General features: G+C 64.3%; 16 protein-coding genes. 8 read left to right on the forward strand and 8 right to left on the reverse strand.

Going from position 1 to position 19,674, the window contains the following annotated elements; translation table 11 throughout:
- Positions 1-58: 58 nt before the first annotated feature.
- From fixJ to HXX15_RS18200, 4 genes are all read right to left on the reverse strand, one after another.
- Positions 59-676, reverse strand: a complete 618-nt coding sequence (fixJ, locus tag HXX15_RS18185) for a response regulator FixJ (RefSeq protein ID WP_296517778.1) — start codon at positions 674-676, stop codon at positions 59-61.
- The gene (gene fixL, locus HXX15_RS18190) at positions 666-2,201 is read right to left on the reverse strand and encodes a sensor protein FixL (protein ID WP_296517779.1); all 1,536 of its coding nucleotides are present in this window, start codon (positions 2,199-2,201) and stop codon (positions 666-668) included. Before fixL ends, fixJ begins: the two co-directional genes overlap by 11 nt.
- A 176-nt stretch (positions 2,202-2,377) precedes the next feature.
- A complete protein-coding gene (locus HXX15_RS18195) occupies positions 2,378-3,109 on the reverse strand; it encodes a CBS domain-containing protein (RefSeq protein WP_296517780.1) in 732 nt (243 codons plus the stop codon).
- Between the two features lie 97 nt (positions 3,110-3,206).
- Positions 3,207-4,040: a universal stress protein gene (locus HXX15_RS18200; protein ID WP_296517781.1), complete on the reverse strand. Its 834-nt coding sequence runs from the start codon at positions 4,038-4,040 to the stop codon at positions 3,207-3,209.
- A 177-nt stretch (positions 4,041-4,217) separates the two neighbouring features.
- On the opposite strand from HXX15_RS18200, the gene HXX15_RS18205 reads away from it, so the two are divergent.
- On the forward strand, positions 4,218-5,048 hold the full coding sequence (locus HXX15_RS18205) for a universal stress protein (RefSeq protein ID WP_296517782.1): 831 nt from the start codon (positions 4,218-4,220) through the stop codon (positions 5,046-5,048).
- A 4-nt stretch (positions 5,049-5,052) separates the two neighbouring features.
- Here the strand turns inward: HXX15_RS18205 and mgtA are convergent, their stop codons facing one another.
- Positions 5,053-7,578, reverse strand: a complete 2,526-nt coding sequence (mgtA, locus tag HXX15_RS18210) for a magnesium-translocating P-type ATPase (protein WP_296517783.1) — start codon at positions 7,576-7,578, stop codon at positions 5,053-5,055.
- A gap of 213 nt (positions 7,579-7,791) precedes the next feature.
- On the opposite strand from mgtA, the gene HXX15_RS18215 reads away from it, so the two are divergent.
- Positions 7,792-9,570: an alpha/beta fold hydrolase gene (locus tag HXX15_RS18215; RefSeq protein WP_296517784.1), complete on the forward strand. Its 1,779-nt coding sequence runs from the start codon at positions 7,792-7,794 to the stop codon at positions 9,568-9,570.
- Here HXX15_RS18215 and HXX15_RS18220 read toward each other — a convergent pair.
- The gene (locus tag HXX15_RS18220; protein ID WP_296517785.1) at positions 9,552-11,120 is read right to left on the reverse strand and encodes a bifunctional aminoglycoside phosphotransferase/ATP-binding protein; all 1,569 of its coding nucleotides are present in this window, start codon (positions 11,118-11,120) and stop codon (positions 9,552-9,554) included. The genes HXX15_RS18215 and HXX15_RS18220 overlap by 19 nt on opposite strands.
- A 260-nt stretch (positions 11,121-11,380) precedes the next feature.
- Between HXX15_RS18220 and HXX15_RS18225 the strand changes: the two genes are divergently transcribed.
- A complete protein-coding gene (locus tag HXX15_RS18225) occupies positions 11,381-11,812 on the forward strand; it encodes a CBS domain-containing protein (RefSeq protein ID WP_296517786.1) in 432 nt (143 codons plus the stop codon).
- A gap of 155 nt (positions 11,813-11,967) precedes the next feature.
- Entirely contained in the window at positions 11,968-14,682 is a 2,715-nt protein-coding gene (locus HXX15_RS18230; protein WP_296517787.1) for a bifunctional acetate--CoA ligase family protein/GNAT family N-acetyltransferase, read from the forward strand.
- 35 nt (positions 14,683-14,717) lie between these two features.
- Here the strand turns inward: HXX15_RS18230 and HXX15_RS18235 are convergent, their stop codons facing one another.
- Positions 14,718-15,122, reverse strand: coding sequence for a hypothetical protein (locus tag HXX15_RS18235; RefSeq protein WP_296517788.1), 405 nt, complete (start codon positions 15,120-15,122; stop codon positions 14,718-14,720).
- 179 nt (positions 15,123-15,301) lie between these two features.
- Here HXX15_RS18235 and HXX15_RS18240 point away from each other — a divergent pair, with 179 nt between their 5' ends.
- From HXX15_RS18240 to HXX15_RS18250, 3 genes are read left to right on the forward strand one after another with little or no spacing between them, the layout of a single operon-like run.
- Positions 15,302-16,438 (forward strand): MlaE family lipid ABC transporter permease subunit, encoded by a 1,137-nt coding sequence (locus tag HXX15_RS18240; protein ID WP_296517790.1) that lies wholly within the window; start codon positions 15,302-15,304, stop codon positions 16,436-16,438.
- Positions 16,439-16,440: 2 nt separating this feature from the next.
- On the forward strand, positions 16,441-17,220 hold the full coding sequence (locus HXX15_RS18245; protein ID WP_296517791.1) for an ATP-binding cassette domain-containing protein: 780 nt from the start codon (positions 16,441-16,443) through the stop codon (positions 17,218-17,220).
- A gap of 3 nt (positions 17,221-17,223) precedes the next feature.
- A complete protein-coding gene (locus HXX15_RS18250) occupies positions 17,224-18,402 on the forward strand; it encodes an MlaD family protein (RefSeq protein WP_296517792.1) in 1,179 nt (392 codons plus the stop codon).
- On the opposite strand, the gene HXX15_RS18255 is transcribed toward HXX15_RS18250, so the two are convergent.
- On the reverse strand, positions 18,365-18,679 hold the full coding sequence (locus HXX15_RS18255; RefSeq protein WP_296517793.1) for a cytochrome c: 315 nt from the start codon (positions 18,677-18,679) through the stop codon (positions 18,365-18,367). The genes HXX15_RS18250 and HXX15_RS18255 overlap by 38 nt on opposite strands.
- A 231-nt stretch (positions 18,680-18,910) precedes the next feature.
- Here HXX15_RS18255 and aadR point away from each other — a divergent pair, with 231 nt between their 5' ends.
- Entirely contained in the window at positions 18,911-19,627 is a 717-nt protein-coding gene (aadR, locus tag HXX15_RS18260) for a transcriptional activatory protein AadR (protein WP_296517794.1), read from the forward strand.
- The last annotated feature ends 47 nt before the right edge of the window (positions 19,628-19,674 follow it).

The following is a 19,674-nucleotide window of genomic DNA, read 5'->3' on the forward strand; positions in this document are numbered from 1 at the left end:
CTGCAAATTGAGGATGCCGGAAGTCTATAAACCGCAGGGGGCCGCGGCTTGATCCAGCTCAATCTTTGATTGCACCGGCGCGCATCGCCAGCCGGACCAGTTCCGAGAGGCTCGAGGCCTGCATCTTGGTCATCACATTGGCCCGGTACACCTCGATAGTGCGGGGGCTGATGTCGAAGTCGCGGGCGAGCACCTTGTTCGACAGCCCTGCGACCAGGCCGTCCATCACCTGCCGTTCGCGCGGACTGAGCGATTCGACCCGCGCCGCGATATCCTGCGCCACCGCCTCGGTCTTGGCGCCGCGTTCCGCCTGCCCGAGCGCGGCTTCGATCATTCCAATCAGCCGGTCGTCTTCGAACGGCTTTTCGATGAAATCGATCGCGCCGAGTTTCATCGCTTCCACCGCGAGCGGAACGTCGCCGTGGCCGGTCATGATCAGTACCGGAAGTCTGCTACCCAGTGCCTTCAATCGCTTCAGCAGATCGATGCCGTCGATGCCGGGCATCCGCACGTCGGAAAGGATGCAGCCGGATTCGGCGGCCGACAGCGCATCGAGGAACGCCAGCGCGGATTCGAACACCTTGACGTTGAAGCCGCTGGAATCGAGCAGGAAGTCGAGGGAATCCCGCATCGCTGGATCGTCGTCGATGACGTACACATTTCCCTTACGAGGCATCGGTCAAGTCCTCGCTTGCGGCGACCGGCAGCGTGAAGCGAAACGTCGCGCCGCCGGCGCTGTTGGATTCCGCCCACATCCGGCCGCCATGGGCTTCGATGATGGAACGACTGATCGACAGACCGACTCCCATGCCGGTTTCCTTGGTGGTGAAAAAGGTCTGAAACAGGCTCGATTTGACGTCGTCATGGATGCCGCTGCCGCTGTCCGACACCGCGACCTCGATCATGTCGTCCGCGATTCTGACGTTCGACGCGGAAAGCTCCTTTTTCGGCGACTGCGCCATGGCCTCCAGCGCGTTGCGAAACAGATTGACCAGAACCTGCTGGATCTGGACCCGATCGACCAGCACCAGGTCGTTGGCGGGATCCAGATTGAATCGCAGCAATACGCCTTGCTCCCGGGCGCCGGTCAAGCCCAACGCGCCGGCCTCCTCGATCAGCTTGGCCAGACTTTCGACTCGTTTCTCGGATTCGCCCCGCGAGACGAAGTCGCGCAGCCGGCGGATGATCTGGCCGGCGCGCAGCGCCTGCTCGGCGGCGCGATCCATCGCGGTCTCGATTTTCGTCGTATTGGGGTCGCGGCTGCCCGCGAGCAGCCGGCGCGAACCCTTCATGTAGTTGCTGATCGCCGACAGCGGCTGGTTCAGCTCGTGGGCGAGCGCGGAGGCCATTTCGCCCATCGCGCTCAGCCGCGAGACGTGGACCAGTTCCGATTGCAATTCGTGCAGCCGGGCCTGGGTCTGCTGATATTCGGTGAGGTCGCGGATGAAGCCGGTGAAATAGGGTTTGCCACCGGACAGCATTTCGCCGATCGACAGGTGGATCGGGAAGGTGGTGCCGTCGCGGCGCTGGCCGGTGACGATCCGCCCGATGCCGATGATGTGCCGCTCGCCGGTGGAACGATAGCGATCGAGATGGCCATCGTGGCGCGCCGCATCGGTCGGCGGCATCAGTTCGCGGACGTTGCGGCCGATCGCCTCGCCCTCGGAAAAGCCGAACATCCGCTCGGCGGCGCTGGAGAAGAACCGCATGATGCCGTGGCCGTCGATCAGGATCATCGCGTCCGGCACGGTGTCCAGAATCGAGCGCAGCTGGCCTTGCTGCATGCGCAGTTCCGATTCGAGCTCGATCTGCTCGTCGATGTTGAACACGATGCCGCAGAGATAGCCGCGAGTGCCGGGCTCGAGCCGAACCACGCCGCCTCGTATGCGCAGCCAGCGGCTCGGCCGGGTCTGGTCGCCGACCCGGAATTGCATGTCGAAACTCTGTTCCGACTCGATCGCTTGTTTCACCTCTCGCGCGACGCGGTCACGGTCCTCCGCGTCGACTAGCGACAGAAACAGCTCGTAGTTGGCGGAGAGCTCGCTTGAAAGGCCGAACAGATTGCGTGCGGACGCGGAGCAGACCAGTTCCTGCGTCGACAGATTGAGCTCCCAGCTCCCAACGCCAGAACGATCGATGCCCTGTTGCAAACGCTGTTCGCGCGTCGAGGCATCGGAAGACGATTGGACTGTACCGCTCACGCTCCGCCTTCGCTGCTGATCATGTCGTTCATATCACAACGACATTCCGAACCGCAACAGAGCCGCGGCGGATCGATCGAGGCGATCCTGGATGTGCTCGGTACCGGACAAAAGAAGGCGATTCGGCGGCGCCGCTCGGGCGAATCGATACCGCCGATGGTCGAACGCGGAGGGTGTCAGCCGGCTTTCTTGTGGGCGGGATCGTCTTCCGGGGAGTTGAGATAGAAGCCCGACATGGTGTCGACCCAGCATAGATGGTCGTGAACTTCCTTGACCCCGCAGACGTTCTCCGCGGCGACGATGGCGGCTTGCCGCGATCGTTCCTCGGTGATGACGCCGTTGAGGTGCACGACGCCGTCGCGTACCAGCACGCTGAGCCCGAACGGCCGCCAGTCGTTGTTCTCGATCGCGGCGATGATGCGCTCGCGGACCTTGTCGTCGTCTGCGGTCGGGTCCGGCACCTCGCGCGCCAGATCGGCGACGGCGCGCAGCAGGTTCTTGCGGGTGACGATGCCGACGATCTGGTCGCCGCGCATCACCGGCAGGCGCTTGACGTGGTTCTTTTCCATCAGATGAACGATGGTTTCGAGCGGGGTATCCTCGGTTACGGTATGTGGATGGCCGGTCATGATCTCGCCGACCTTACGGCCGTGCTCATGGACGAAATCGGCGGCCGACTTGCCGGGGCCGAGCAGCAGCCGCAGCCAGCGGCCGCGCTTGCGTTGGGTGCCGATTTCGGCGCGGCGGATGAAGTCGCCTTCCGAAACGATGCCGATCAGCTTGCCGGCGTCGTCGACCACCGGAAGCCCGCTGACGTGATTGTCCAGCATGGCGTTGGCCGCATCGACGATCGAGGCAGCGGTTCCGATCGTCACCACCTGCCGGGTCATGATTTGATGCGCGCGCATATCGATCTCCCATTCGGCATTGTCTGGCCGCAAAGCTATTTGCGACGGTGCGCCCGGCGGTTGACGCAAGTCAACATCCGGCGCGCGTTGGTTGGTCTCAGTGCGAAATCAGCGCCGGGATCGTCAGCGATTTGAACACCCCGCGGGTGACGCCGCCGAGGATGAATTCGCGCAGCCGCGAGTGGCCGTAACCGCCCATCACCAGCAGATCGGTACTGTTGTCGGCGGCCATCGACAGGATCGAGTTGTGGATGTTGGACGGCGCCGAGGTGAAGCGATGCGCGGTGGCGCTGAGATCGTGGCGCAGCAGATGCGCGAGCAGCGCTTCCGACGACGCCTCGCCAACCGCCTCCTCGTCCTCGTTGACGGCGACGACGTCGATCGCCTGCGCCTTGCGCAGGAACGGCATCGCGTCATGAACCGCGCGGGCTGCCGGCCGTCCGCCATCCCAGCAGATCAGCACGCGTTCGATCTTGAGCGGGCCGGTGTGGATATAGGGAACCATCAGCATCGGCCGGCCGGAACTGAACAGCACGGCTTCGGGCAGAGGGTCGTGATGGCCCGGCTTGCTGCGGTCGGGCTGCGGCACCACGCTGAGATCGTAGAGCCGGGACATCTCCGACAGCGCCTCATTGGCCATCACCGGGCTGTCGCAAACGCTTCTGGCGCCGTGCGAAATCCCAGCTGCCCTGGCCGCGATCTCGAACTGATCAAGCCGCGCGGCGGCTTCGTCGCTATCCGTATTATATTGCGTCGCTGCAGCATAATAGGCCGCGGAGGCTCCGACCACAATCGCCGGATTAATCGGCTGGTAGGTGCAGACAATGCCGTCCAGATGCGCATCGAACGCCTTCGCCACTGATACGGCGCAGTCGATGATGCCATCCGCAGCCCGATCGGCCGGAACATGGACGACGATATCATTCAGCATTGCAGGCTCCCGCATTCGTCGGTTTGATGGATATACTATAACTATAATGCCGAAGCACGACGGGACTTTGATCTATCTCATCCTGCGGCCCGACATCCGGTGCAGCAATAATATTAATCGCGCAAGCCCAGAGCCGCAGGCATACAAAGGCGCAAATCGATCATCGTGGAGGAATAGATGACATACGCGACTGTGATGGTCAGCCTGGCATTCGATCAACCCAACGCCTCCCGTCTCGCGGTCACCGCGGAACTGGCCGAGCGGTACCAGTCCCGGGTGATCGGCGTCGCCGCCTCGGAGTTCAGCCCGCCACTTTACTATACGTCCGGCGAGCTGGCGCAGCAGCTGCTCGACCAGGGCATAGCAGCAATCCGGCAGCGCATTGGTGAGCTGGAAGCCGAATTCCGCCGATCAATGGGCGGTCATTGCCGAGAGTTGGAATGGCGCGCCGCGGTGGAAATGCCGGCCAGGCATGTCGTCCAGCAGGCGCGCGCCGCGGATCTCGTGGTCAGCGGCACCGGCGTGCCGGGGCCGCTGACCGATCCTTTCACGCAGGCTGATCCCGCCGACTTGGTGATGCAGCTCGGCCGGCCGTTGCTGATCGTTCCCGAGGTCGTCAGCCGGGTCGACCTATCCAGCGTTCTGGTGGCCTGGAAGGACAATCTGGAAGCCAGGCGGGCGATCGTGGACGCACTGCCGTTGTTGCGGCAGGCAAGCCATGTCACCGTCGCCGGGATCGTCGAGGAGGACGCCGACCGGGATGCGGTGCTCGCCGGCATCCATGACGTGGTCGACTGGCTGTCGCGCCACCACATCATCGCAGCCGGAGTAGTCCCGGAGACCACCGGACACATCGCCGCGCAGCTCGACAGCGCCGCCGCCGAAGCCGAAGCCAGCGTCATCGTCGCCGGCGCCTACGGCCATTCGCGGTTTCGCGAATGGATTCTGGGCGGCGTTACCAAGCACCTGGTCGAGCAGACCACTCACTCCGTACTGCTGTCGCGCTGACGAATCAGGCGCGCAGTCGGGCCATCGCCAAGCGCTTGGCGATCTCGGCGCAGACCAGATACAGCGCCACGATCGCGCAGATCGAAAGCCCGAGCTGCGCCTCGATGGTGACGAATCCGAATATCTTGCGCAGCGGACTCAGCACCAGCGCCACCGTGAAGCCTAGCGCACCGAGCGAGGTGGCGACCAGAATCCAGTGCGGCCGGCTCGACCAGAAATGGCCGCGCGACCGGATCAAGAAGATCACCAGGATCTGAGTCGCGATCGATTCCAGAAACCAGGCGGTCTGGAACGTCGCAGCGTCGGCGTTGAACACCTTGAGCAGGATCGTGAATGTCGCGATATCGAACAGCGACGACACCGCGCCCATCACGATGGTGAAGCGCAGGATGCTCTTGATGTCCCACGTGTGGGGGTGATCAACGTCGTCGGCATCGACGCTGTCGAACGGGATACCGATTTCGGACAGATCGTACAGCAGGTTGTTGAGCAGGATCTGCATCGGCAGCAGCGGCAGGAATGGCAGCACGATCGAGGCCAGCGCCATCGACAGCATGTTGCCGAAATTCGAACTGGTGCCCATCCGCACGTATTTCAGGATGTTGGCGAAGGTTCGGCGGCCTTCTTTGACGCCCTCCGCGAGCACGCCGAGATCGGGCGCCAGCATGATCATGTCGGCGGCGGCGCGGGCGATGTCGGTGGCACCTTCGACCGACAGGCCGACATGCGCGGCGCGGATCGCCGGGGCGTCGTTAATGCCATCGCCCATGAAGCCGACGACATGGCCGCGGCGCTGCAGCGCCTTGATGATCCTGGTCTTCTGATCCGGATCGACCCGCGCGAACAGGTCGACATTCTCGATCCGCGCCGCCAGCGCGGTCTCGGTTAGATCCGAGATCTCGTCGCCGCTCAGCAGACGATCGCCGTTGAGGCCGACCGCGGTCGCGACGTGCCGGACGACCTCAGCGTGATCCCCGGAAATCACCTTGAGTCGAACCCCGAGGCCCTGCAGCGTCGCGATCGCCGCGGCGGCGTCCAGCTTCGGCGGATCGGAAAACACGCAGAACCCGACCAGTGTGAGATCGGTCTCGTCGGTGAGGCTGACCTCGGTGGTACCCGCCGGCATCGGCTTGACGGCGAGCGCGAGCAGCCGAAAACCCTGCGTCACCTGCTTGTTCTGCAACGCATCGAGCGCGGCGCGCGCCGCGGCGTCGAGCGGCAGCGGTTTGCCGTCCTTGCCCTCGATCGCGATGGCGCGGGACAGGATCGCCTCCGGGGCGCCCTTGGTGATCAGCCACGAATCATTGCCGTTGCCGGCCAGCACCGAGACGCAGCGGCGCTCGAAATCGAACGGCACTTCGCCGCGGCGGATCCACGCATCGGTCGGCGGCTGGTCGGGATGGGCGAGGATGGCGACATCGAGCGGGCTGCGGACCCCGGTTTCGAATTTGCTGTTCAGCGCCGCCAGCATCAGCAGCCGGTCGCTGCTCTGGCCGTCGATGCCGATATGCTCGACCAGCGTCACCACGGCTTGCGTCAGCGTCCCGGTCTTGTCGGTACAGAGGACGTCCATCGCGCCAAGATCGTGGATCGACGATAGCCGCTTCACGATGACCTTCTTCTCCGCCATCCGCAGCGCGCCGCGGGCCAGCGTCACCGTCATCACCATCGGCAGCAGCTCGGGGGTCAGCCCCACGGCCAGCGCCACCGCGAACAGGAAGGAATCGATCGGCGGCCGGCCGGCGACCAGATGCGCGAACAGCACGAACAGCGTCAGGAACACGGTAAGCTTCAGGATCAGCACGCCAAGGCTGTGGACGCCTTTCTCCAGCGCGGTTTCCGGCTCGGCCGCCGACAACGCGATCGCGATGCCGCCGAACCGGGTGCGCTGCCCGGTCGCCACCACCAGCATCAGGGCGTTGCCGCCGACCACCGAGGTGCCGGCGAACAGCGCGTTGGTGGCGTCGGAGGGAGCCGGATTGCTGCACGGCGCCTCGCTCTTGGCGGAGGGGAAGGCTTCCCCGGTCATCAGCGATTCATTGACCTGCAGATTGTGCGCATCGAGGATGATGCCGTCGGCGGGCACCAGATCGCCGGTACGCAGCTCGATGATGTCGCCGGGCACGATATCCTCGACGGGGACTGCGACCAGCGCGCCGCCGCGACGGACATCGGCCTTCACCGCGACCGAGCGGCGCAGGGTTTCGACCGCGACCTCGGCGTGGTGCTCCTGCACGATGTCGAGCGTGATCGAGATCGTGATCACCGTCAGGATGATCACGAAGCTGCCGAGGTCGCCGCTGATGCTGGAGATCGCGGCCGCGACCAGCAGGATCGCGATCAGCGGATTGAGAATCCGCTTGCCGATCTTGCTCAGCAGGCTCTGCTTGATCGCCGCGTGAAACGCGTTCGGACCGTATTGCTTGATCCGCGCCGCGGCGTCGCTGACGCTCAGCCCCTCGCGCCGGCTGTGAAGGTCGGCGAGCAATGCGTCGGTCGGCTGCAACCAGAACGAGAATTTTTCTTCCACGATGGTTTCTTTTCCGTATTGATCGGCATCAACGTCGCGCGGCGGCCGGATGCGATGCTTTTTGAGGCTTTGTTCCACGGCTCTATTGCCGCTCGATGACCACATCTTCATATCGGGGAAACCGAACGCGGCCTACGGTGCCTTGGATTCAGTCACGGCGATGTCCAGATCGGGCTGGCGGCGACCTGCCGTGGCACATTGGAGCACAAGACGATGAGCCTGGACACCAAATCATCGACGGCGCTCGTTTCCAGGCCGGAACCCCAGCTTGAGACGATCGAGCCGCCTGGGGCCGACGATAGCGATCGCGCCTTGCATGCGTTCCTTGCACCGCTGACCGGCGGGCTGTCGCCGACGGCGCTGACGCTGGCCTATGCCGACTGGATGGCTCACCTGATCAGCGCGCCGGCGCGCCGGCTCGACATCGCGCAGGAAGCGCTACGCGGGGCGGCGCAATTGGCGGAGGCCGCGGTTCATTCCGCGCCCGCCTGGTCGTTGATCGCGCCGCAGCCGCAGGATCGGCGCTTCGACGCCCAGGATTGGTCGCTGCAGCCGTTCAATCTGCTGGCCCAGGGGTTTCTGCTGACCCAGCAATGGTGGCACGACGCCACCACCGGCGTTCGCGGCGTGTCGCAGCAGAACGAGAAGATCGTCGAATTCTCCGGACGGCAGCTGCTCGACGTCTTCGCGCCGTCGAATTTCGCGGTCAGCAACCCGGAGGTGATTCGCAGATCGATCGAGACGGGCGGCGCGAATTTCCTGCACGGGTTTCAGAACTGGTGGAGCGACTTTCAGCAGGCGCCGACGCAGGGCAAGGCCAAGCCGCCCGGCGATTTCAAGGTCGGCAAGGACGTCGCGGTGACGCCGGGCAAGGTAGTCTACCGCAACGATCTGATCGAACTGATCCAGTATGCGCCGGCGACCGGGCAGGTGCATCCGGAGCCGATCCTGATCGTGCCGGCGTGGATCATGAAGTACTACATTCTCGATCTGTCGCCGCACAATTCGATGGTCAAGTTCCTGACCGAAAACGGCTTCACGGTGTTCATGATTTCCTGGCGCAATCCGGTCGCCAAGGACCGCAATCTCTCGCTCGAGGACTATCGCATCCTCGGCATCGACGCCGCGGTCGCGACGGTCGCCAAGATCATTCCGGACATGCCCATCCACGCCGTCGGCTATTGCCTCGGCGGCACGCTGCTGTCGATCGCCGCGGCCGCGATGTCGCGCGACGGCAACAGTCCGTTGAAGTCGATCACCCTGCTGGCGGCGCAGACCGACTTCACCGAGGCCGGCGAACTGACGCTGTTCATCAACGAGAGCCAGGTGGCGTTTCTGGAAGACATGATGTGGAAGCGCGGCGTGCTCGACACCACGCAGATGGCGGGCGCGTTCCAGATCCTGCGCTCGAACGACCTGGTGTGGTCACGGATCATCCGCGACTACCTGATGGGCGAGCGCGCCGAGCCGAACGACCTGATGGCGTGGAACGCCGACGCCACCCGGATGCCGTACCGGATGCATTCGGAATATCTGCGCAAGCTGTTCCTCAACGACGACCTGGCCGAAGGCCGCTACATGGTCGACGGCAGGCCGATCGCGCTGTCGGATATTCATACGCCGATGTTCGTGGTCGGCACGCTGCGCGACCACGTCGCGCCGTGGCGCTCGACCCACAAGATTCATCTGCTGGTCGACGCCGACATCACCTATCTGTTGACCGGCGGCGGCCACAATGCCGGTATCGTCTCGCCGCCCGGCGTTCCGGGGCGCAGCTATCAGGTGATGGAGAAACTCGCCGACGGGCCCTATGTCGGTCCGGACGACTGGCTCAAGCTCGCGCCGCATGCTGAGGGTTCGTGGTGGACCGAGTGGGTTCACTGGCTGACGGCAAGGGCGGGCGAACTGCGCGCCCCGCCGCCGATGGGACTGCCCGGCACCAATCCGGCCGAGCTGTCGGATGCGCCCGGCAGCTACGTCCTGCAGGCCTGACCGGCGTCGAGCGCGAGCGCGGCGGTGGCGCGTTGCAGGGTCTGTTGCGGAGAGCCCGAGGCATCGACGATGGTCCAGTCGATCGATCCCGGGTCGTAGTCCTGCTGGCGTTTGACGATCTCAGGCGTGGCGTCGGAAGCGTCAGCGGTGCGGCGGCTGACGCGCTCGATCCGGGTCGCCAGATCGGTCGCCAGAAATACGCCGTCGAACGGCACCTTCATCTTGGTCGCGACGGCGGCGATCGCCTTGCGCTCGTCCGGCCGGGCGAACACCGCGTCGACGATCGCGGAGTGGCCCTGCGCCAGCACAAGCTGCGCCCGTTCGGCGAGCGTACGATACACCGTCGCCGTAACGTCCGGCCGATAAGCGTGTTCCGGCAGCCGGTCGGTCTCGTTGACCCCAAAGTGTTGCTTGCGCGCCACGTCCGAGCGCAGCAGCACCGCGCCGGGAGCAGGCTCGACCAATCCGGCGAGCGCGCGGGCCAGCACCGATTTGCCGGTGCCCGAAAGCCCGCCGACCGCGATCAGCCGCGGCGGCGGCGGCGATATCAGCCGCAACGCCAGCGCGAAATAGCCGTCGGCCTCGCGCCGGATCGCCTGTGCTGCAGCGGCGTCGCGCGCCGGCCGCGACAGCATCACATTGGCGCGGATGCCGGCGCGCATCGACATCAGCAACGGCAGTGCCGCAAGCGCATCGAGATTGGCGTCGGACGTGATGGCGAGATAGCGGTTGAGCAGGAGATTGGCGGCGTCGCGGCGCTGGTTGTGGATGAAATCCATCAGCGGGAAGGCGAGGTCGTACAGCACGTCGATCGACGCGATCTTTGGATCGAATTCGATCGCGTCGAACAGCACCGGCCGGTGATTGATCAGCGCGATGTTGGCCAGATGCAGGTCGCCATGGCAATGCCGGACGAAGCCCTGCTGTCCGCGCCGCTGCAGCAGTGGCCGGATCCGTTCGAACGCGGCCAAGCTGAGCCGGTCGAGCGCCGCGACCTGCTCGGCGTCGAAGCCGCCCGCGGCCCGAAAGGCGTTGCTGTTGCCGGCGATGATCGACGGAATTGACGCGACCCAGGGAGCGGTCTCGGCTTCGGGCGCTGCCTTGTGCGATGCGGCGATCGCCTCGGCAATCGCGGCGACCAAGCCGAATTCGATTGGCCCCGCCGCGGCCAGGTGATCGACGGTCTGCCGCTCGTCGAACCGCGTCATCTCCAGCGCCCATTCGACGATTGCGCCGTCGCCGCCGAGCTGCAGTGATCCATCCGCCGTTCGGGTGATCGCGACCACGCGGCGATAGATCTGTGGCGCAAATCGCCGGTTGACAGTGAGTTCCTGTTCGCAGGCCTCCTTGCGCTTACTCAGCGTTGAGTAATCGAGAAACGGAAACCGCACCGCGCGCTTGACCTTCAGCGCGCGATCGCCAGCGAGAAACACCGCGGCGCCATGGGTATCGATCCGATCGACCGCCTTGCCGCCGTGGGTCGCCGGATCGCCGAGAAACGCGAACACCTCTTGCTGCGATGCACTGTTGTGTGCGGTGAAATCTGGCATGGTCGGAATGCTCGCGAGGGCCGCGTTAATGATCAGAAATGTGCAAAATTGCGCCGACCAAGCCGCTCGGCGTGCCGCGATCATGGGCATTGTTGCCAAGAATACAAGGCGCGCTCAAAACCCGCGCCAGTTTGACCTTGATCAAATCAATTCCGAAAAGGTGCGGTCAAGTTGCCTCGAAATGGCGCCTTGCAAGATTGTATCGGAATGCATCGAGTTGCAGCGGGGCCGGACGACACCGCAATCGAATGGATACTGACTTGTACAAATTTCTGGAAGCGACCGTTGCTGGCCATATGACGCGCTCGGTTAAGACCATCTCGCGCGATCTTTCCATGCGCGATCTCGAGGACATGTTCGAACGCGATGACTACAACGCCTATCCGGTCGAGGAAGATTCCCGCGTTATCGGCCTGGTAACGAAATATGATTTTCTGAAATGCTTCGCATTTCATCCGACTCAGATGCTTCCGCATTATGACGATCTGATGAATCGGACGGTCGGCGACGTCATGACGCCGGATTTCATCTACGTTCACGCCGACACCAAGCTGACACGGGTGCTGCAACTGATGGTCGAGCACCAGACCAGAAGCATTCCGGTGCTCGATGCCGATCGCAAACTGGCCGGCATCATCTCGCGCGAGGATGTGATGCGGGCGCTGGCGAGCTTCACCAAGGCGCATCAATAGGTACCGCATCCGACCGGCGTTTCCGGCGTCCCAATGACGCGCCCTCTCCCAAGTGCGGTGTTGGATTAGTCGCGCTCTTTGTCGTACAGAGAACCTTGCAGACACTGAGGATCGACGGCTGAATCCGGCCGCGGATTGCGCTGTGCCGAGGTGACATGTCGACCTATCGATTGAGCAACCTGCTTGCGCCGCGCGCGGTGGCGGTGGTTGGCGCCAGTCCGCGCCCGGCCTCGCTCGGTCGGGCGGTGCTCGGCAATCTTCGCGCGGCGGGGTTTGCCGGCCAGATCGGCGTCGTCAACCCGCATTATCGCGAGATCGACGGCGTCGCGGCGGTGGACCGCCTCGGCGATCTCGGCTTCGTGCCCGATCTGCTGATCATCACCGCGCCGGCGTCGATGGTGCCGAAAATCGTCACCGAGGCCGGCGGGCTTGGCGTCGCGGGTGCCATCATCATCGGGTCGGAGATGGGGCGGGGCGAAGGCTCGTTCGCCGAAGCCGCCAACCATGCTGCGCGCGAGCACGGGATGCGGCTGATCGGTCCGAACTGCCTCGGCATCATGGTGCCCGGCGCGCAGCTGAACGCCAGCTTCGCCGCGCACATGCCGCGTCGCGGCCATCTGGCGCTGATCTCGCAATCCGGCGCGATCGCCGCCGGCATGGTGGACTGGGCGGCGGAGAAGCGAATCGGATTCTCCGGCATCGTGTCGATCGGCGACCAGCTCGACGTCGACATCGCCGACATGCTGGACTACTACGCCGGCGACATCGATACCCGCGCGATCCTGCTCTACATCGAGGCGGTCAAGGACGCGCGCAAGTTCATGTCGGCGGCGCGCGCCGCGGCGCGGATCAAGCCGGTCGTGGTGGTGAAATCCGGGCGGATGGCGCAAGGCGCCAAGGCGGCCGCGACTCATACCGGGGCGCTGGCCGGATCGGACGCGGTGTACGACGCCGCGTTCCGCCGCGCGGGCATGCTTCGGGTGTACGATCTGCGCGAATTGTTCGATTGCGCCGAGACGCTGGGCCGGGTCAGCGCGCCGCGCGGCAAGCGGCTGGCGATCCTGACCAATGGCGGCGGTATCGGCATTCTCGCGGTCGACCGGCTGGTCGAGCTCGGCGGGATCGCCGCGACGCTGTCGGCATCGGCGCGCAAGCAGCTCGATGACGTGTTGCCTTCGACCTGGTCCGGATCGAACCCGGTCGATATCGCCGGCGACGCCGACGCCGAGCGCTACGCCGCGGCGCTCGGGGTGCTGCTTGCCGATCCTGACAATGACGCGATCCTGGTGATGAACGTGCAGACCGCGCTGGCGGCGCCGGGCGACATCGCCGGCGCGGTGACCAAGCTGGTCAATGACGATCGCGCCAAGCGGATGCTGTTCAAGCCGGTGTTCGCGGTCTGGGTCGGCGCCGACGATGCCGTCTCGAATATCTTCGACGCTGCCGGAATCCCGAACTATCTGACCGAGGACGACGCGGTCCGCAGCCTGATGCACCTGGTGAAGTATCGCGAGGCGGCGCAGGCGCTGACCGACGTGCCGCCGAGCCTGCCGAAGGAGTTCGAGCCCGACACCGATGCCGCGAGCGCGATCGTCGAGCGGGCGGTCGCCGAGGGACGTACCTGGCTCGATCCGCTCGAGATCAGCGGGCTGTTCGCGGCCTACCAGATCGCGATGGTGCCGACGCTGGCCGCGGCCGATGCCGATCAGGCGGTGGCGTGGGCCGCGCCGTTCCTGGCGCAGGGGGTCACGTTGGTGGTGAAAGTGCTATCGCGCGATATCACCCACAAATCCGACGTCGGCGGCGTCGCGCTCAATCTCACCAGCGCGGAAGCGGTGCGCGCGGCCGTCGATCAGGTGTTGGCGCGAGCCAAGCAGCTGCGCCCCGACGCGCGGCTCGAGGGCGTGATCGTGCAGCCGATGCTGCTGCGGCCGAAGGCGCGCGAACTGATTCTCGGCATCGCCGACGATCCCACCTTCGGCCCGGTGATCGCGTTCGGCCATGGCGGCACCGGGGTCGAGATCATCAACGACAAGGCGCTGGCGCTGCCGCCGCTCGATCTCAAGCTCGCCGCGGACCTGATCGAGCGCACCCGGGTCGCGCGGCTGCTGCGCGCCTATCGCGATGTGCCGGCAGTGAAGCCGGACGCGGTGGCGCTGACGCTGGTCAAGCTGTCGCAGATGGCCGCTGACCTGCCGCAGATCCACGAACTCGACATCAATCCGCTGCTCGCCGACGAGAACGGCGTCGTCGCGCTCGATGCGCGGGTCGCGGTGCGCAAACCGGAGCGGAAATTCGCCGGCTCTGGCAACGCCACCTTCGCGGTGCGGCCATATCCGTCGCAATGGCAGCGCCATCTCGTGCTCAAGGGCGGCTGGCGAATTCTGGCGCGGCCGATGCGCCCCGACGACGAACCGGCGCTACATGAATTCCTGCAACGCGTCACCAAGGAAGATCTGCGATTGCGCTTCTTCGCGGCTATGAAGGAATTCAGCCATCCGTTCATCGCGCGGTTGACTCAGATCGACTATGCCCGCGCGATGGCCTTTATCGCCATCGACGAAGAGACCAACGAGACCGTCGGCGTTGTCCGTATCCATTCCGACTCGATCTACGAGTCGGGGGAATACGCGATCCTGCTGCGCTCCGACCTCAAGGGCAGAGGGCTCGGCTGGGCGCTGATGCAGCTCATCATCGAATACGCCCGGTCTGAAGGGCTGAAGAATGTCGAGGGCCAGGTGCTGCGGGAAAACACCGTGATGCTGAAGATGTGCCGCGCGCTGGGCTTCGAGGTCGGGTCGGACCGATCGGAGCCGGAGATTTGCAAAGTGGTGCTTCCGCTCGGCGATAAGTCCTACAAATCGCAATAACGCAAAGCGAATCTTTGTAAGCTGACGGAAAGCCGCTACAGCCGGCTGACCGACATCACGCGGAAGGTGTGCATGGTGCCTTCTTCGTTGATCGAGACATATTCGCCTTGCACGAACCGCTCGTCGGCGAAGTGGTAGCCGGCCTCGTCCGGGGTGTCGCCGGCGAGGTCGTATTGAAACGCCCAGCTGCCGCCGGGGCGATGCATCAGATGGCCGAGGCTGTCGTCCTGGTCCGGCCGCAGCCGCGCCACCCGGCACGCCTCGCGATGTTTTTTCCACATCTCCGCATCGATCCGGTCATCCTCGCTGAGCGGCGCGACGATCACATAGGCGATCGCGGATTCGCCGTCGGGATGCCCCGGCTCACGTGCAAGCTCCAGCCGAATCTGGCGGAACCGCGACGGCAACGAGGTGTTGAGAATGGGCGAGGCCCTGGTCATGCTGAGTTGTCCAATCGGCGTTATGGGCGCAAAGCTTACGCAGCGGGCGACCGTAACATTTGATTTGCATCAACCGCCGTTGCCGAAGCAAGCTGTTCGCTTGCGACGGGCCGGCCGGCCACAAGACGAGAGAGATTGGAGCTTCGCATGCTGGCATTCGACACGGGGCGAGACCGGCCGTGAATTCCTTGCCCGTGCTGAACGCGGTCACCGACGGCGATAGTCTGGAACTGCATCCGGGCGGCCCCTGGACGGCGGTACATTCAGCGACGCTTGAACGGCTGTTCGATACCATCGCGCCGAAACTGCAGACCGCAAAAACGCTCAAGATCGACATGGCCGAGGTGCATGAAATCGACACCATCGGCGCCTGGCTGCTTGAAAAGATCTCCCGCAATGCGACGCAGGCCGGCCACCACGCGAGTTTTGTCGGCGTCGCCGCGCATTATGCCGGCCTGATCGACGAAGTGCGTCAGGTCAACCGACGCGGCCCAACGCGCCGGCCCAAGCCCAATCCGATTCTGGCGCGGCTCGACGAGGTCGGCCGCTCGGCCTGGAGCGCCACCGAGGACATTTCGGTGTTCCTGCAGATGTTCGGCGCGCTGGCGATGACGCTGCTCGGCGTGCTGCGGCGGCCGCGATCGCTGCGGCTGACGTCGATGGTCTATCAGGTCTACCGCGTCGGCTGGCAGGCGATCCCGATTGTTGCGCTGATCACCTTCCTGATCGGCGCCATCATTGCGCAGCAGGGCATCTTCCATTTCCGCAAGTTCGGCGCGGATTCCTATGTGGTCGACATGGTGGGAATCCTGGTATTGCGCGAAATCGGCGTGCTGATCGTCGCGATCATGGTCGCCGGACGCTCCGGGAGCGCCTATACGGCCGAGCTCGGGTCGATGAAGATGCGCGAAGAGATCGATGCGCTCTCGACCATGGGCCTCGATCCGGTCGAGGTCCTGATTCTGCCGCGCATCCTCGCGCTGGTGATCGCCTTGCCGATCCTGACCTTCATCGGCTCGATGGCCGCGCTCTATGGCGGTTGCCTGACCGCGTGGTTCTATGGCGGCATGCAGCCTGCGGTCTTCGTTGCCCGACTGCACGACGCCGTTTCGGTGACCAGTTTCCAGGTCGGTATCACCAAGGCGCCGTTCATGGCGCTGGTGATCGGCATCGTCGCCTGCAGCGAGGGTCTGCGGGTCAAGGGCAGCGCCGAATCGCTCGGCTTGCAGACCACGACCTCGGTGGTGAAATCGATCTTTCTGGTGATCGTTCTCGACGGGCTGTTCGCGGTGTTCTTCGCCTCGATCGGAATGTAGCGATGGACGCGCTCGCCGAGCAGTACGCCATCCGCGTCGCGGACCTCGTGGTCGGTTTCGGCCAGCAGACCGTGATCGATCATCTGTCGCTGGACGTTCGCCGCGGCGAAATCCTCGGCCTGGTCGGCGCCTCCGGCGGCGGCAAGTCGGTGCTGATGCGGACGATTATCGGCCTGATTCCCAAGCAAAGCGGCCGCATCGACGTGATGGGCCGCAGCGTCGACGGCGGGCTGGACAGCACGACCCGCGCGGCGGCCGCGATGTGGGGAATCCTGTTCCAGCAGGGCGCGCTGTTTTCCTCGCTGACGGCGCGCCAGAACGTGCAGTTTCCGTTGCGGGAGATGCTCGCGCTGTCGGAAACGCTGCTCGATGAGATCGCCACCGCCAAGCTGGAGATGGTCGGGATCGCGCCGGACGATTGGGATAAGTTTCCGGCGCAATTGTCTGGCGGCATGACCAAGCGGGTGGCGCTGGCGCGGGCGCTGGCGCTGGATCCCGCGATCGTGTTTCTCGACGAGCCGACGTCGGGGCTCGACCCGATCGCCGCCGGCGATTTCGACGAGTTGATCAAGACGCTGCAAATGACGCTGGGGCTGACGGTCTTCATGGTGACGCACGATCTGGCGAGCCTCAATACCGTCTGCGACCGCGTCGCCGTACTGGCCGACGGCAAGATCGTCGCGATCGGCCCGATGCGCGAACTGCTGCAATCCGAGCATCCCTGGGTGCGAGCCTATTTCCACGGCAAGCGCTCCCAGATGCTGCAACCAAAGGCGAGTTGAGAGATGGAAACCCGCGCCCCTTTCGTTATCGTTGGTGCCTTCGTTCTGGCGGCCATCTTGGCGGTGTTCGGCTTCGTGTTCTGGCTGCACAACACCAGCGGTGTCGGCGCGCGGACGATCTATCACGTTCAGTTCAGCGGCCCGGTACCCGGGCTGCTGGTCGGCGCCGCGGTGCTGTTCAACGGGATTCGCGTCGGCGAGGTCACCGAGCTCGGGCTCGCGCCCGACAATCCGCGCCGGGTCAATGCCACCGTCGCGGTGGCGACCAATACGCCGGTGCGGCCTGACACCAAGGTCGGGCTGGATTTCCAGGGGCTGACTGGGGTGCCGGTGATCGCGCTGGAAGGCGGCGAGGCGCTGACCGGGTCGGCGATAGCCACCACGCTGGTCGCCGAGCCCGGGGCCGGACAAAGCATGACCCAGGCGGCGCGCGATGCGCTGCGCAAGGTTGATTCGGTGCTGAGCGACAATGCCGGGCCGCTGAAGGAAACCGTCGGCAATCTGAAGACCTTCTCCGCCTGGCTGGCGGGCAATACCGGCAAGCTCGACGGCATCATTGGCGGGGTCGAGCGGATGACCGGCGCCGACAAGCCGGTCGTCGTCAAGGCAGTCTACAACCTGCGCGCTGCATCGGGCTTCGCCGCTCCAGCCAAGACGATCAAGGGCCAGCTGGTGATTCCGGACCCGACCACGGTGCTGCTGTTCGACACCCAGAAAGTGCTGCTGGCGCCGGGCCTCGACTATCCCGGCTTCGAGGGCGCGCAATGGAGCGACAGTATTCCCAAGCTGTTGCAGGCGAAGCTGATCCAGAGCTTCGAGAACTACGACATCGCTCATGCCCCGGTGCGGTCGCTGGACGGTGTGCAATCCGACGATCAGCTGCTGATCGATATCAGAAACTTCGCGGTGGTGGGCGAGCCCGGTCCGAGTGCCGAGATCGCCTTCTCGGCCAAGATTTTGAGCAAGGACGGGCGGGTGGTCGCCGCCAAACTGTTCCGGCAGGCCCAGCCGTTCGAGAAGCCCGATCCGGTTGCTGCGGTGGCTGCCTTCAACGAGGCATTTGATAGCATTGCTAAGGAGTTAGTTCTCTGGACGGTGGCCGCCTTGACGGCGCCCGCGGGCCCCGGCGGCGATGCCAAGCCGGCTATTCCAGGCTCTTCAGGAACGACAAAAGGTCGTTGATCTGCTTTGGTTCGAGCTCGAATGCCGGCATCTCGGCGTGCCCGGTATAGATCCCTTCCGCAAACGCCTCGGCCAGGGTTTCGATCGGATAGCGCTTGTGCAGGGTCCGGAACGGCGGGGCAAGTGCCAGCGGGCTGGCGCTGTCTCGATCGATGGAATGGCAACGGGCGCAGTTAGCCTTCGCATAGGCCCGACCGCGGCGCTCTGCGGGAGACGCGGCAATTGCCGAACTGATCATGAGCAGGGTGATCGCCAGACAGACGGGAACAAGGCGCATTGGGCCAGCTTTGGTTGGTAAAAAGGGGAGAATCAACCCCACTTCAGCATATTGAGCACGAAGTAGCCTTGTCCACCGGCATAAATATGTGTCAAGCAAAGCATTGATCTGTGTCAAGCTGTCTTGACGATTTGCGAAGATATTAAGCTTTCTGGCGCATCGTTCACGTCCACCGACGGCAGTACGCGGCAGGTAGGAAATGTGCTTCTAACAATCTGTAAGGAGTGATGAATGCCGCACCTCGCTTTTCCGAACTCATGCGACGGCTTTCGCTGCGAAACTCATTGCTCGGTTCGCTCGCTCGCAATCTGCGGCCAACTCAACGAATCCGAGCACCAGGAATTCGAACGGCTGGCGCAACACGTCCGTTTCGGGCCGAAAGAGGCGCTCTTCTCCGAGGACGAGATGGTCGATTCGGTCTACAGTCTGACCGAGGGAATTGCCCGACTCTACAAATTGCTGCCCGACGGCCGGCGCCAGATCATCGGCTTTGCGCTGCCGGGGGATTTTCTGGGAATGGCGCCCTCCAATCGCTATTCGTTTTCGGCCGATGCGATTGGCCCTCTGACCGTGTGCAAGTTCTTTCGGGGGCCGTTCATGCGCTTCATCGAGAACAGGCCGCAGATGCTGATGCGGATGAACGAGTTTGCGACGCGGGAACTGGGTCTTGCCCAGGATCAGATGTTGCTGCTCGGTCGCCGTTCGGCCGAGGAAAAGGTGGCGGCGTTCCTGGTTGGCTGGCGTGAGCGACTGGCCCGGCTTGAAGGCATGACCAAAACCGTTACCTTGCCGATGGGCCGCCAGGATATCGCCGATTTCCTTGGGCTCACGATTGAAACCGTAAGCCGCACCTTCACCAAGCTGGAGCGGGAAAAACTGATCGTCATCGTCCCCGACGGCGTTCGCGTGCTGGATTCGAAACGCTTCGACGCGCTGGCCGCGGCCTGAGGCGCCTCCACGCTGGCGCATCCGCGGGATTGAATTGAGGCCCACCG

This window comes from Rhodopseudomonas sp. (genome assembly GCF_013377015.1).
GTDB lineage: Bacteria > Pseudomonadota > Alphaproteobacteria > Rhizobiales > Xanthobacteraceae > JARJEH01.

What these genes read in the sequence shown, in the direction of transcription:
- fixJ (WP_296517778.1), bottom strand. Translation starts at nt 676, where the DNA reads ATGCCTCGTAAGGGAAATGTGTACGTCATCGACGACGATCCAGCGATG.
- HXX15_RS18195 (WP_296517780.1), bottom strand. Translation starts at nt 3,109, where the DNA reads ATGCGCGCGCATCAAATCATGACCCGGCAGGTGGTGACGATCGGAACC.
- HXX15_RS18200 (WP_296517781.1), bottom strand. Translation starts at nt 4,040, where the DNA reads ATGCTGAATGATATCGTCGTCCATGTTCCGGCCGATCGGGCTGCGGAT.
- HXX15_RS18205 (WP_296517782.1), top strand. Translation starts at nt 4,218, where the DNA reads ATGACATACGCGACTGTGATGGTCAGCCTGGCATTCGATCAACCCAAC.
- HXX15_RS18215 (WP_296517784.1), top strand. Translation starts at nt 7,792, where the DNA reads ATGAGCCTGGACACCAAATCATCGACGGCGCTCGTTTCCAGGCCGGAA.
- HXX15_RS18220 (WP_296517785.1), bottom strand. Translation starts at nt 11,120, where the DNA reads ATGCCAGATTTCACCGCACACAACAGTGCATCGCAGCAAGAGGTGTTC.
- HXX15_RS18230 (WP_296517787.1), top strand. Translation starts at nt 11,968, where the DNA reads ATGTCGACCTATCGATTGAGCAACCTGCTTGCGCCGCGCGCGGTGGCG.
- HXX15_RS18235 (WP_296517788.1), bottom strand. Translation starts at nt 15,122, where the DNA reads ATGACCAGGGCCTCGCCCATTCTCAACACCTCGTTGCCGTCGCGGTTC.
- HXX15_RS18245 (WP_296517791.1), top strand. Translation starts at nt 16,441, where the DNA reads ATGGACGCGCTCGCCGAGCAGTACGCCATCCGCGTCGCGGACCTCGTG.
- HXX15_RS18250 (WP_296517792.1), top strand. Translation starts at nt 17,224, where the DNA reads ATGGAAACCCGCGCCCCTTTCGTTATCGTTGGTGCCTTCGTTCTGGCG.
- HXX15_RS18255 (WP_296517793.1), bottom strand. Translation starts at nt 18,679, where the DNA reads ATGCGCCTTGTTCCCGTCTGTCTGGCGATCACCCTGCTCATGATCAGT.
- aadR (WP_296517794.1), top strand. Translation starts at nt 18,911, where the DNA reads ATGCCGCACCTCGCTTTTCCGAACTCATGCGACGGCTTTCGCTGCGAA.